A 12,759-nucleotide genomic window follows, 5' to 3' on the forward strand; every position below is an offset into this window, starting at 1 on the left:
TACGTCAGGGAAAGAGGAGAAGAGGCGGCCGTGAGCCGCCCGGATGAATCAGTAACCCGACTTGCTGGTGTCGCTGCTGTGCCCAAGCGTGTTGAGCAGATTTGCCAGCAGGCTGGAGGCACCAAAACGGAAATGGCGGGCATCGGCCCAGTCGGCACCCAGCGTGTCATCCGCCAGCTGCAGATAGACAGCGGCATCTTCAGCGGTGCGAACGCCGCCTGCCGGTTTGAAGCCAACCTGCGCTTTCACACCTTTGTCGCGAATGACGCTCATCATGATCTGCGCCACTTCCGGCGTGGCGTTGACCGGCACTTTACCGGTTGAGGTTTTGATGAAGTCAGCCCCGGCATCAATCGCAATTTCAGAGGCCTGACGAATCAGCGCTTCCTGCTTCAGTTCGCCGGTTTCGATAATAACCTTCAGTAAAACGCCGGCTTCCGCACAGGCGGTTTTGCAGGCCTTGACCAGATCAAAGCCGACCTGCGCATTGCCTGCCATCAGCGCGCGATAAGGGAAAACCACATCCACTTCATCAGCGCCGTAAGCGATGGCGGCACGGGTTTCGGCCAGCGCAATCTCAATATCGTCATTGCCATGAGGGAAGTTGGTTACGGTGGCAATGCGCACGTCAGGCGTGCCCTGCTCACGCAGCGTTTTACGCGCCACGGGAATGAAACGCGGATAAATACAGATGGCAGCGGTGTTACCCACCGGAGATTTCGCCTGATGACAGAGCGCGATCACTTTCTCGTCGGTGTCATCCTCGTTCAGCGTGGTTAAATCCATCAGTTTCAGGGCGCGCAGGGCCTGCTGTTTAATATCGGTCATGGTGATCTCCAGAACATCGGGTAAACGTTCGCCCACCCTTGAATGTGATAATATTAACAATGATAACGGCCATTTTGTGTGCACAAAATCACATAAAAGTATGAAACGGCTGCAAACACTCAGCGAAAATTTAGATTATATGCAAGGTATGGCGCAAGGAAGCCAGTATAATTCAGCCACAGGGATGTTACTATTATAACATTTCACCAAAACACGATGTGACGGCGGGGATTATGCAAGCGAAAACAGCGCATGACTGTTGTGCCATAACGCGTCGGCGATTTCGGCGGGCGGCTCGTCACGCAGTTCACACAACACCTGCCAGACTAAAACGGCGCGCTCGGGTCGGTTTGGCTGGCCCTGGTAGCCGTTCAGCGGCATATCAGGCGCATCGGTTTCCAGCAGCAGCGACGAGAGCGGTAAACGGGCAATCGTCTGCCGGGTTTTACTGGCGCGGGGATATGTAATCGTGCCGCCTACGCCAATCGCATAGCCGAGCTTAATAAACGCCTGCGCCTGCTGCAGGCTACCGGCAAAACCATGTACGACGCCGCGCCGTGGCACAGCCTGCCGACGCAGATGCAGTGCCAGCTGATCGTGCGTGCGGCGCGAATGCAGGATCACCGGCAGATCGTAACGTTTCGCCAGCTTCAGTTGCGCATCCAGGAAAAAGGTTTGCTTATCAAACTGCGGATCGTCCCGATACAGATCCAGGCCGATCTCACCGAGGGCCACCAGCTTTGGGGGCCGCTGTTGTAACAGGCTTTCAAGCTGAGCGAGGTGCTGCTCATCGTGCTGCTCCGTCACAATCGGATGCAGGCCGAGTGCGGCATATAACGCGCGGTGCTGCCGGGCTAACTGGCAAACAAGGTCAAAGCGCCCTGCCTCGACCGATGGCACAATAATTTTTTCTACGCCCGCGTCCGCAGCCTGGCGCAGACTGACGTCGGCCGCGTCCACAAACGGCGGAAAATCAAAGTGACAGTGGGTATCAACGAACCTCATGTCAGCGGACCCTCGCCATAAGTGCCATCGTTGCCGGTCAGCGGGATGACCGGAGCGATATCCCCCGGCTCATTTGCCACCGGCGCAGAAGGGACCACAATATCCAGCCCTGTGTGGGGCTCGGCATCGCTCAGCCATTGCCCCAGCGTGGCAATAAAGTAGCGACCACAGCGGCGCCCCAGATGGTAATCCTGATTCAACGCGGCAATACGACTGCCCAGTGCGTTACTGGCTAACACGCGCGGCGGGAAGATTTCGATGATACGTAAATCACCCGGCGGCTTTTCAATAAACTGCTGGGTTTCGCGATAGGTCTGCTCGTGATGGTGCAGAATCTTGATCATCGGCTGCAGCGCCCCGCCGCTGAACCAGCGTTCCATACGGGTCACCCAACGGGGCACATCGAACATCTGCGACGGCACGGTACGGATGACCACAATGGTATCGGCCCCGCGTTTTGCCGCTTCGCGCACGGGAATCGCATCGCTGACGCCGCCATCCAGATAGCTTATGCCCTCCAGATCCACGCCCAAACGGTAAAAGCCCGGAATGGCGCTGGAAGCCTTAATAATATCCAGCCAGTTACTGGCTGTGGGGGCAAAGTAACTGGGGGCATAATCATCACTGCGACAGGCGCACATGTAAAATTGCCGCCCCGAAGCAAACAAGGTTTCTGCGCTGGTCATGGCCAGTGGAAATTCGCTGCGGGTGATATCAATTAACCAGTCGAGATCGATAAGATTACCGCCGCGCAGGAAACGCACGGGGTCAAAGAACAGCTTACTGGTGGTATAGCGGGTAATCACCCGACGTGCATAGCCCGGCTGGCCGCAGATATAAGCGGAAAGGTTCTGCGCACCAGCAGAAGAGCCTAACAGCAACTGAAAGGGATTGAATTTTGCCCGCTGGAACTCATCCAGAACGCCTGCTGTGAAAATGCCGCGCTGGCCGCCGCCCTCGCACACTAAGGCAATTTTGTTGGCTTTAAACGGTGTGAGTGCAAGGGGTTCAATGGCCCCGAGCGTCACGGGAATACGTATACCCAATGTACCGACCTCAGAGTGGGATCCCGAAATACGAATGAAGAGAATGCAGGGAGTTAATTGTGGGTCGATACTAGCACGGAGAACCAGCCAGAGTGTCCATTAATTGTGCTATTAGCGTTGCGCTTTTTAACACTTCGTTGCGAATATGAAGCATCCTTTGCTTCACACTACCTTTCGCGACAAATAACTGGTCTCCGTTTAACGCTGACTATGCCAGCGTTAACCTGTCTGGGTCATCGCTATAGCTTTTTACGGCCAGTAAACAAGCTGATGAGGAACAGAATAATACCCACCACGAACACGACTTTCGCTGCCCATGCTGCGGTACCGGCCAGGCCACCAAAACCTAATGCAGCGGCGATCAGTGCAATCACCAGAAAAATAATGCCCCAACGAAACATAAGCCTCTCCTTAACCATTTTTAATATTGAACTGCTTGTTTCATCCCAGGATGGGTATTCTTATTTGTGCGGCCCGGACAGAGGCCGCACGGAGTCATGTTAAGACTTGACCTTCAGGTCGTTTTTAACACTTTTTACGCCTTCGATAGCTTTCGCGATGCTCTCGGCACGATCGGACTGCGCCTGGTTCGCCACTTCACCTGAGAGCTGTACCACACCGTCGGTGGTTTCAACTTTCACGTTACGTGAAGGAACCTTGTCATCTGCTAATAGCTTAGCTTTAATTTCGCTGGTTGTGGCAGCGTCACCGGCATAACCTTTCATGGACTGCTTTTTCACGTCTTTTACGTGCAGCTTGTCACTAACGGATTTCACGCCTTCCACTTTCTTCACCACGGCCACGGCTTTTTCCGCCTGGTCTTGTGAAGTCACGAAACCGCTCAGCGTCACAACGCCGTTGTGGGTTTTGACCGAAATATCGGTGCTCTTAATCGAGTCGTCATCCACCAGCGCCGCTTTCGCTTTCGCGGTCACCGCGCTGTCGTCCATAAAGCCACCGACTTTCTTCATTGAGCTGTCGATTTTCGCGCCCGCGCTGTCAGCGGTTTGTGACGCTTTCTGAGACGCGGACTCTTCTGCAAAGACGTTTCCGCTTAACAGTGCGGTACCTACCATTGCAGCCATTAATGTTTTAGTAAGCTTAGTTGTGTGCATCGATATCATCCTTCTATCTGTTAATTCGCCCCAGACTGTGGGCGCAAGAGCAGCAAACAACGCTACTGCGGCACAGGACGCATGGAGAAATAAGTCTCTTTAACCGTCCGATGAAATAAGGATAGTCGGGATTTGGCACTTTGCTCGGGTAACTGGTTGATCGTGCGTCAAAAGCGAGGAAAAAGCGTGTTTTAGGAGGGTTCTGTATCGTGGGAAACCGGGCCATTCCCAGGGAGAATGGCCCGGAAAACGCGATTAGTGCTCGCGGGTTTTGCGGAAAATGACTTCAGGATAGCGCTCCTGAGTGATGTTCAGGTTCACCATTGTTGGGGCGATATAGGTCAGATTATCGCCGCCATCCAGCGCGAGGTTGACCTCGTTTTTACGCTGGAAATCTTCAAATTTTTTGGCGTCTTTGCATTCAACCCAGCGCGCCGTCGACACGTTAATCGCCTCATAGATGGCTTCGACGTTGTATTCGCTCTTCAGGCGCGCCACCACCACGTCAAACTGCAGCACACCGACCGCACCGACAATCAGGTCGTTGTTATGCACCGGGCGGAACACCTGCACTGCCCCCTCTTCCGACAGCTGGACTAATCCTTTCAGCAGCTGTTTCTGCTTAAGCGGATCGCGCAGGCGGATACGGCGGAACAGTTCGGGGGCGAAGTTCGGAATCCCGGTAAACTTCATGTTTTCACCCTGCGTAAAGGTGTCGCCGATCTGAATGGTGCCGTGGTTATGCAGGCCGATAATGTCGCCCGGATAGGCTTCTTCCACATGCGAACGGTCGCCCGCCATAAAGGTCAACGCATCCGAAATCACTACATCTTTGCCGGTACGGACCTGACGCAGCTTCATGCCTTTTTCATAACGCCCCGACACGACGCGCATAAAGGCCACGCGGTCACGGTGTTTCGGGTCCATGTTGGCCTGAATTTTAAACACGAAGCCCGTGAATTTCTCTTCTTTGGCTTCAACGGTGCGGGTATCGGTCTGGCGCGGCATAGGGCGCGGCGCCCACGCCACCAGGCCATCCAGCATATGATCTACGCCGAAGTTACCCAGTGCGGTTCCGAAGAACACCGGCGACAGCTGACCGCTGAGAAACGCGTCCAGTTCAAACTCGTGTGATGCGCCCTGCACCAGCTCCAGCTCGTCACGCAGCTGCGAGGCCAGCTCTTCCCCGACGGCCGCATCGAGGTCAGGGTTGTTCAGGCCCTTAACGATGCGGACTTCCTGAATCGTGTGACCTTTGCCGGTCTGATACAGGTAGGTTTCGTCCTTGTAGAGATGGTAAACGCCTTTAAACAGCTTGCCGCAGCCAATCGGCCAGGTGATGGGCGCGCAGGCAATTTTTAGCTCACTTTCCACTTCATCCAGCAACTCCATCGGATCGCGGATATCACGGTCAAGTTTGTTCATAAAGGTCAGGATCGGCGTATCGCGCAGACGGGTTACTTCCATCAGCTTACGGGTACGATCCTCGACGCCTTTCGCCGCATCGATCACCATCAGGCAGCAGTCGACCGCCGTCAGCGTACGATAGGTATCCTCGGAGAAGTCTTCGTGTCCCGGTGTATCCAGCAGGTTTACCAGGCTGTCACGATAGGGAAACTGCATAACGGAGGTAGTAATCGAAATACCACGCTGCTTTTCCATCTCCATCCAGTCGGATTTTGCGTGCTGGTTAGAGCCACGGCCTTTTACCGTACCGGCGGTCTGGATAGCCTGTCCGAACAGCAGAACTTTTTCGGTGATGGTAGTTTTACCGGCATCCGGGTGCGAGATAATCGCGAAGGTGCGGCGGCGTGCCACCTCTTCTAAAAAGGGATTAGACATGAGTGAATTCTTCTCAACGTAGCCACGCACTCTCAGGCGCAGCAGATAAATCACGGTGGCCGGCAGAATTTTACCGGCGAGTAAACGGTGCCAGATGCGACTTTCTGTCGTCGCGGGATGAGCGCAAAGTTACATTGGCGTGATTCCGGTTACCTGGTCAACTTTAAGGCGGCATAGCATACAATATTTTGCGCTATTGGCCTACAGCGGACGGAAGAGAAAGTCGCGCCACCGGCAAACAGCGGTTCACTGTGCAGCAGATGGCTACTGGTGAAGTCAACGCGGGGGAAATGACGCCGGGTTTTCTCCCGTCTTTACGGTATTCATCCCGCCGCCTCGCCAGCGGGTTAATCCACCAGCTCAATGCCCAGACTTTCCAGCAGGCAAACCGCCTCCAGCCGCGAAAAGCGGGCTTTTTCGACTGTGTTGTTAAAGATGTTGATGGCGTAATGCCAGGATTCCGTCAGATCGGCCCCGCGCAGCACGGTGTGATGAAACAGGCTGCCCGTCATGTCACACTCGGTCAGCGTGGCACCCGTTAAATCACACTCTCTGAAATCCACCTCGATCAGTTTGCATCCTTCCATTTTCACGCCGTGTAGCCGCAGACCAAAAAACGATCCGCTGGTCAGGATACACGTTGAAAAGTGCAATTCATGGTCCAGGTAAAAATCAGGCCACCAGGCTTTCGTCCAGTCCATGCCGGTCAGCTTGCAGTCGTTAAAGTGAACGCCAAAGAAGCGGGTGCCGGACGGATCGACCAGACTGAGGTTACAGTGCGTAAAGACGCAGTTAATGAATTTACAGGCTGAAAAGCGCGCCGAGGTAAAGTTAACGTGCGTAAATTCACAGTCTTCAAAATGCGCCTGCGTGAGCACCCGTTCGCTGAGATCGCAGGTGGTAAAACACGCATCATAGTATTCAGTGTTGCTTTCCAAAGATTGCATTTTTACGCCATCCTCTTTCGTGCGAAGACACAGGCCCCGCTCCGCATAGTAAACCCCGGCCAGGCACACCAGTGTAATGCTGCTCATGCTTCCTGACGCGATTATGGCCTTACCTTATCACCGGGACGGGAAAAAGCGGTTTCCGGACAGTAGCAGAACGCCGCAGAACGCGGTCCACTGACGGATCCGGGCCGACTGGATAAACCGCCTTCACGCCCGCGCGTCCGGCACAACCTGGCTCAGACACAGGCAGAAAAGCAGACCACAATGATAATCGCTCGCATTCAAGAGTTGAAATAATTCTTTTTAAATCAATCAGATAAAATGGTGTTTTTTTAACAAAACGCTTCACATTTCTTATTAGCCTGATGCATAATTCATCACTTATCACCTGTCTATTTACAATGAAATAAGGACGCGGCCATGCTGACTGCTGAAATGACTGGGCGTTTAAACGACCAGCTGAACCTGGAATTTTTCTCCGCGAATCTCTATTTACAGATGAGTGCGTGGTGCAGCGATAAAGGCTATGAGGGCGCAGCGTCCTTCCTGAAAATGCACTCACGTGAAGAAATGGAACACATGCAGCGCCTGTTTAACTACCTGAGCGATACCGGTGCGATGCCGGTGCTGGGTACCATCGCAGCCCCGCCTGTTGCCTACAATTCACTGAACGAAGTGCTGATTCAGGCGCTGGATCATGAAAAGCTGATCACCAGTAAGATTAACGAGCTGGCCCATGCGGCAATGACCACCCAGGACTATTCGACCTTCAACTTCCTGCAATGGTACGTTGCGGAACAGCATGAAGAAGAGAAGCTGTTTAAAACCGTACTGGACAAACTGGCGATGGTCGGTGAAGGCGGCAATGGCCTGTTCCTGGTAGATAAAGACCTGGGACGCATGAGCACTGAAACGCACTCAGCCTGAATACAAACCGGCCCACGCAGGTGGGCCGGTGGTTATTGTGACAAACCCTACCGGTCTGACACGTTACGGCTTATGCCAGCCGATAGCATGACGTCATTTCACCGTTGATCCACAACGTACGTTTCTCACCCGGCGGTAAGATAACCGTCATTTCCCGCCATGCTGGCAGATAATCCCCGCGCTTCTCGACCGTCAGATCCAGCCGCGACGCGCTACTGGTTAACGTCCAGCTCAGCCAGAGTGCATTGCCCTGGCGCCAGCCGTGCGACTCGCCGTCATCGTCAAACAGCTCACCGTGGGTCGTGGCGTTGCCCGGCGCAGGCCATACCTGCAGTTCACGCACGTTGTCACGTTGCGCATCGGTGGTGGTTTCACACTGGCCAAGCGGAAGCGCGGCACCTGCGCGCACCAGCAGCGGCAGGCGATCCAGCGGTGCATCCAGCGTAACTGTTTGTCCGCCCGCCAGCCAGTTGCCGTTATGCCAGTCATACCAGCCGTGTGGATTCTCGGGCAGATATACGGATCGGGTACGCGCGCCCTGCTCCACAACGCTGGCGACCAGCAGGTCGCGTCCCAGCATAAAGTCATCGCACTCATCATAGGTCCGTGCATCGTTCTCATGGTCCAGGAAAGTCGGACGCAGCATCGGTTCATCGTGCGCGCTGGCCTGCCATGCCAGCGTATACAGATACGGCATCAGCCGGTAACGCAGGCGAATCGCCTCGCGAATCATTGGCGTGGCTTCCGGATACATCCACGGCTCATTCACGGTGTGATCGTCATTCCATGAGTGAATGGTAAAACGCGGATGCATAACACCATTCTGAACCCAGCGCACAAACAGCTCCGGATCCGGTTTATCCCCGGCAAAGCCGCCGACATCGTGCCCCACGTTAAACAATCCTGACAGGCTCATCCCCAGTCCCATGCGGATGTTGTAGCGCAGGGTCTGCCAGTTGGTCCGGTTATCCCCGCTCCAGGTCTGCACATAGCGTTGCATACCGGCACAACCCGAACGGGAAATCAGGTACGGGCGTTTTTCCGGGGCAAAACGCTGTTGGGCTTCCAGCGAGGCGCGCATCATCAGCAACGGCATGACCGGACGAATATGCTTAATGGCAATCGGCTGGCCGAAGCCATGACAGCGCGCTTCGCCGTCCCAGACTTCATATTCATTATTGTCGTTCCAGGTCGCGTCGATGCCTTTTTTCAGCAACTGCTCCGTGACGTTTTCCTGCCACCACGCCACCGTTTTGGGATGGGTGAAATCCAGATGCGAACCTTCGTCGTCCCAGAACACGGAGCGTTCTGGCTGATCCTGCTCAGAATCACGGATAAACAGTCCCTGAGCCGCCACCTCGTCATAGCGCGGATGATCCTGTAACAGACAGGGTTTGATATTGGCTGCCAGCTTCATCCCGGCATCATGGAACGCGGCGGTCATCGCCTCGGGATTGGGCACTTTGTCGTAGTTCCAGTTAAAGACATAGCGCTTGTTATTAATCGAGGTATAACCGGATGACAGCTGGAACGAATCACAGGGGATCTCATGCTCACGGCACAGCTGGATGAAGGAGAGCAGCTGGTGTTGCGCATCCGGCGCATCGGTGTAGTGCATGGTGGATCCGCTGTAGCCCAGGCTCCATTTCGGCTGAAAGAGCGTTCGGCCCGTCAGGCGCACAAACGCCTTGGTCACATCCAGCAGCGTCGGCCCCAGCATCATGTAGTAATCCAGATCGCCCGCCTCTGCACGATAGCGGCGATAAGGCAGATGGTAATTATCCAGCTCATTGCCCAGATCGAGCCAGCTACTGGAAAGATTATCGTAAAACAGCCCAAAACTGACGCCGTCGCGCTGGGTCAGCGTGAAGGGAATATGTTTATAGAGCGGATCGGTGCTGGCCGCGTTATAGCCCATCGCATCCAGATTACGCATCTCATAGCGGCGATTAACCCGGTTAAGCTCCCCGCTCTTTTCGCCCAGGCCATACACCCGATCCTGCGGCTGACGGCGCTGGTAATGTTCAACGCCATCGCCATGCATGTTCAGCAGATAAGCCCCGGTATGACGATCGGCCGCCAGCGGCTGCCACTCGGTACCATCGAAATGCTCCCAGCTAAGGTACAACGGCGAATGCACCGTCACGCGCAGCCGGTCGGTGGTCAGGCGAACAAACTGCGCCCCCTGTTCATAGGTGAATGCGGGCAACGAAAAGCCTTCCAGCGATTCCCGATCGCGCCCCTGCCAGGGCACATCATCCTGAGGCGCAATGCTCCAGGTCCGGTTTAATGCCAGCTCCCCGTCGCGTTTTAATAACACGCGCATCAGCCCGCTTTCCAATACGTAAATACGTAAAAAGTGACGCTGCTCGGTTTTCAGTTCGACGAAGTGCGCTGCCTGCTGATGGAGCGTCCATGTCTTAAGCGTTTTCATCAGGTTACCCTCAATTTTTAGCAATATTCTGGCGGCGTTCGGCGATAAACATCACCAGGAAAACCGCGCCAATCAGGTCAAAGAAACCCATGGCAATAAACAGGGGATTGAAGCCAATCGTGTCGGCGGTGACGCCGATAATCAGCGAGAAGATAAAGCTGGCGATCCAGGCGCAGGATCCGCGCATGCCGTTGACCGTCGCCATCTGGCGGCGATCAAAACGCTCTACCACCAGCGCACTCAACATGCAGGAGATCACCTGATGACCGAAGCCACCAATGGAGATCAGCGCGATGGCCAGGTAGGGATCTTTAACCAGCGTCATTAACGCCAGCGAGATCATCAGCACCGCACCGGTGATCGAACTGGCGACGATCGAGTTCACCCGGGTGCAGCCAAACCAGCGCACATAGATTTTGGTCAGATAACCACTGGCCACGCTGCCAATATCTGCCGCCAGGAAGGGCAGCCAGGCAAACATCACGATCTGTTTCAGATCCATGCCGCGTTCATTGGCGAGGTAGAGCGGCACCCAAAAGCTCAGCACGGCCCAGGCGGGTTCGGCTAAAAAGGCCGGAATGGCAATGCCATAGAATTTCTTTTCTTTGCCGATGACTTTCAGCGCGGTAAAGAACGGTAACTTTTCACCGATGACTTCCTTGTCCTGCGTAATAAAATCCCGCTCTTCATCCGACAAACGAGGATGGCGTTCCGGTGAGTGATAACCCCACCACCAGAGCGCGACCCAGATAAGGCCAAGGCCGCCGGTCAGCAGGAACGCGCCCTGCCAGCCAAAGGAGATATGGGCGACATAGATGATGGGCGGTGCCAGCATCGCGCCAATAGAGAACCCCACGCCCGCCCAGCCTGCCGCAACCGGACGTTCCTTTTTCGGAAACCATTCGCCGATGGCCTTGGCGTTGGCCGGCGTCGCCGCCGCTTCGGAGGCACCCATCACAAAGCGCAGCAGCGCCAGATGCAGCCAGCTTCCCGCCCCGGCGTGCAGCAGGCAGGTGATCGACCAGATGACGGCGCAAATCAGAAAGCCCATCTTCAGACCGATGACATCGATTAACCAACCGCACACGGGCTGAAACAACGTGTAGGCCAGCTGGAAGGCGGCAACGACCCAGGAATATTGCTCGGTGCTCATATTCAGGGTGTTTTTCAGTTCAGGGGCCAGAATGCCCAGGGAGTTTCGGGTGATGTAGTTCACCGTCACGCCAAGCAGAAACATGCCCAGCATCCACCAGCGCAGATTTTTTATGATCCGCAGCGGGCGCGATGCGCTGCGGGCAGAGGTTGAGTCGAGACTCATGATGACGCTCCTGTAGCCAGTGATTATCACGTTGCCGTGAACAAACTTCTCTCTGCCCCGACCTTAAAAAAGCGCAAAACGTGGGTACAGCCAATTTTTTGCAACTCTTTTCATGGCAAGCTTGCAGCACAACAAAAATGTCCGTTCACACCAGAAAGGACACGATTCAGCACTTTATGAAAAATTTTTCATTTGCAGACTTGAGGGCGATCACAGAATGAAACAAAGCTTAAAAGTGAGCGAAATTGCCGCCCTGAGCGGTATGTCGGTGAGCACGGTTTCACGCGTTCTGGCCGGCAAAGCCAACATTCGCCCTGCCACGCGCGACAAGGTACTGCGTATTGCCCAACAGCAAGGTGTGCTGGACAACCTGCACCATGGCCGGCTGCTGCTTAATGACCTGATCGTGTTTGCGCCGCCGCGTGCCTTCGATATCCGTACGGATATTTTCTATTACAAGGTGATCCAGGGGATCAGCGAAGCCGTGAAACCGCACGATGTCCGGGTGCGCTACTGCCCGCTGGAAGAAGTCGACAGCGATGCGGCACTGTTTATCGATAAGATGCAGCAGACCGAAGCTGCGCTGGTGATTGGTATTGATGATGAACATATCCATCAGCTGGCCGCTGAAATGCACAAGCCCTGCGTGCTGATTAATGCCCGCGACCGCCGGATGCGCCTGCCGTCGGTCTCCCCCGATCATCATTTGATTGGCGAGTTCTCAGCACGCTATCTGTTTGAACAGGGCCACCGGCAAATCCTGTCGCTGCACTGCCTGCGGCGCTACACGATGGAGCAGCGGCTACAGGGCGTCCGTGATGCCTGGCATGCCATGAATCTGCGCTTCGACAGTCGTCAGCATCTGCTAACGCTGAACAGCTTTAGCAGCAATGACGCCCGCGACCGGCTGAGCGACTACCTGCGCCATTGCCCTCAGGCGCAGCGGCCCACGGCCATTCTGGCCAGCGGCGATTATATTGCCGCCGGGGCGGTTCAGGCGTTACAGCAGGCGGGCCTGCGGGTGCCGGAGGATGTGTCGGTGATGAGCATGGATGGTTTTAACCTGGCGACCGTTCAGGAGATCCCCTTAACCTCGGTACAGGTGCCACGCGATGAGCTGGGCGAAGCCGCGGTGAGAATTCTTCAGTCGCTCCGGTTAGATCCGGATCTTCCTCCGGGTAACCTGCTGCTGAACGGCAAACTGGTGGTGCGCGATTCGGTACGCCGCATCCGGGATAATCCGGGCCATGCGCCGGTACAGCAGTACGGGCTTTACAGTTGAAGCCGTTTGCTA

Annotated in this window: 11 protein-coding genes; 2 read left to right on the forward strand and 9 right to left on the reverse strand. The window is 55.2% G+C overall.

The window, feature by feature from the left end:
* Nucleotides 1-48 precede the first annotated feature (48 nt).
* The 7 genes from deoC to C1N64_RS20355 form a co-directional block, all read right to left on the reverse strand.
* The gene (deoC, locus tag C1N64_RS20325) at nt 49-828 is read right to left on the reverse strand and encodes a deoxyribose-phosphate aldolase (protein ID WP_033739743.1); all 780 of its coding nucleotides are present in this window, start codon (nt 826-828) and stop codon (nt 49-51) included.
* A gap of 231 nt (nt 829-1,059) precedes the next feature.
* Complete coding sequence (locus C1N64_RS20330) at nt 1,060-1,833, reverse strand: TatD family hydrolase (RefSeq protein WP_367143651.1); 774 nt, start codon at nt 1,831-1,833, stop codon at nt 1,060-1,062.
* Nucleotides 1,830-2,879: a patatin-like phospholipase family protein gene (locus tag C1N64_RS20335; protein ID WP_282498190.1), complete on the reverse strand. Its 1,050-nt coding sequence runs from the start codon at nt 2,877-2,879 to the stop codon at nt 1,830-1,832. Before C1N64_RS20335 ends, C1N64_RS20330 begins: the two co-directional genes overlap by 4 nt.
* 239 nt (nt 2,880-3,118) lie before the next feature.
* Nucleotides 3,119-3,280, reverse strand: a complete 162-nt coding sequence (locus C1N64_RS20340; RefSeq protein WP_003848537.1) for a DUF1328 domain-containing protein — start codon at nt 3,278-3,280, stop codon at nt 3,119-3,121.
* Between the two features lie 99 nt (nt 3,281-3,379).
* Nucleotides 3,380-3,994 (reverse strand): molecular chaperone OsmY, encoded by a 615-nt coding sequence (osmY, locus tag C1N64_RS20345; RefSeq protein ID WP_006117598.1) that lies wholly within the window; start codon nt 3,992-3,994, stop codon nt 3,380-3,382.
* A 255-nt stretch (nt 3,995-4,249) separates the two neighbouring features.
* Nucleotides 4,250-5,836, reverse strand: coding sequence for a peptide chain release factor 3 (prfC, locus tag C1N64_RS20350; RefSeq protein WP_367143650.1), 1,587 nt, complete (start codon nt 5,834-5,836; stop codon nt 4,250-4,252).
* A 347-nt stretch (nt 5,837-6,183) separates the two neighbouring features.
* Nucleotides 6,184-6,783 carry a pentapeptide repeat-containing protein gene (locus tag C1N64_RS20355; RefSeq protein ID WP_006117596.1) on the reverse strand — a complete coding sequence of 200 codons (600 nt, stop codon included), beginning with the start codon at nt 6,781-6,783 and terminating at the stop codon, nt 6,184-6,186.
* 423 nt (nt 6,784-7,206) lie between these two features.
* On the opposite strand from C1N64_RS20355, the gene ftnA reads away from it, so the two are divergent.
* Nucleotides 7,207-7,713 carry a non-heme ferritin gene (gene ftnA, locus C1N64_RS20360; protein ID WP_006117595.1) on the forward strand — a complete coding sequence of 169 codons (507 nt, stop codon included), beginning with the start codon at nt 7,207-7,209 and terminating at the stop codon, nt 7,711-7,713.
* A gap of 70 nt (nt 7,714-7,783) precedes the next feature.
* Here the strand turns inward: ftnA and C1N64_RS20365 are convergent, their stop codons facing one another.
* Together C1N64_RS20365 and C1N64_RS20370 are read right to left on the reverse strand one after the other, a co-directional pair.
* Complete coding sequence (locus C1N64_RS20365; RefSeq protein ID WP_367143649.1) at nt 7,784-10,147, reverse strand: glycoside hydrolase family 31 protein; 2,364 nt, start codon at nt 10,145-10,147, stop codon at nt 7,784-7,786.
* Between the two features lie 10 nt (nt 10,148-10,157).
* Nucleotides 10,158-11,465, reverse strand: coding sequence for an MFS transporter (locus tag C1N64_RS20370; protein ID WP_033739750.1), 1,308 nt, complete (start codon nt 11,463-11,465; stop codon nt 10,158-10,160).
* 217 nt (nt 11,466-11,682) lie between these two features.
* Here C1N64_RS20370 and C1N64_RS20375 point away from each other — a divergent pair, with 217 nt between their 5' ends.
* Nucleotides 11,683-12,747, forward strand: coding sequence for a LacI family DNA-binding transcriptional regulator (locus tag C1N64_RS20375; RefSeq protein ID WP_394515161.1), 1,065 nt, complete (start codon nt 11,683-11,685; stop codon nt 12,745-12,747).
* Nucleotides 12,748-12,759 lie beyond the last annotated feature (12 nt).

This window comes from Pantoea sp. SGAir0215 (genome assembly GCF_043543215.1).

Coding starts and splice junctions, on each gene's coding strand:
- deoC (WP_033739743.1), bottom strand. CDS start 828: ATGACCGATATTAAACAGCAGGCCCTGCGCGCCCTGAAACTGATGGAT.
- C1N64_RS20330 (WP_367143651.1), bottom strand. CDS start 1,833: ATGAGGTTCGTTGATACCCACTGTCACTTTGATTTTCCGCCGTTTGTG.
- C1N64_RS20340 (WP_003848537.1), bottom strand. CDS start 3,280: ATGTTTCGTTGGGGCATTATTTTTCTGGTGATTGCACTGATCGCCGCT.
- osmY (WP_006117598.1), bottom strand. CDS start 3,994: ATGCACACAACTAAGCTTACTAAAACATTAATGGCTGCAATGGTAGGT.
- prfC (WP_367143650.1), bottom strand. CDS start 5,836: ATGTCTAATCCCTTTTTAGAAGAGGTGGCACGCCGCCGCACCTTCGCG.
- C1N64_RS20355 (WP_006117596.1), bottom strand. CDS start 6,783: ATGCAATCTTTGGAAAGCAACACTGAATACTATGATGCGTGTTTTACC.
- ftnA (WP_006117595.1), top strand. CDS start 7,207: ATGCTGACTGCTGAAATGACTGGGCGTTTAAACGACCAGCTGAACCTG.
- C1N64_RS20365 (WP_367143649.1), bottom strand. CDS start 10,147: ATGAAAACGCTTAAGACATGGACGCTCCATCAGCAGGCAGCGCACTTC.
- C1N64_RS20370 (WP_033739750.1), bottom strand. CDS start 11,465: ATGAGTCTCGACTCAACCTCTGCCCGCAGCGCATCGCGCCCGCTGCGG.
- C1N64_RS20375 (WP_394515161.1), top strand. CDS start 11,683: ATGAAACAAAGCTTAAAAGTGAGCGAAATTGCCGCCCTGAGCGGTATG.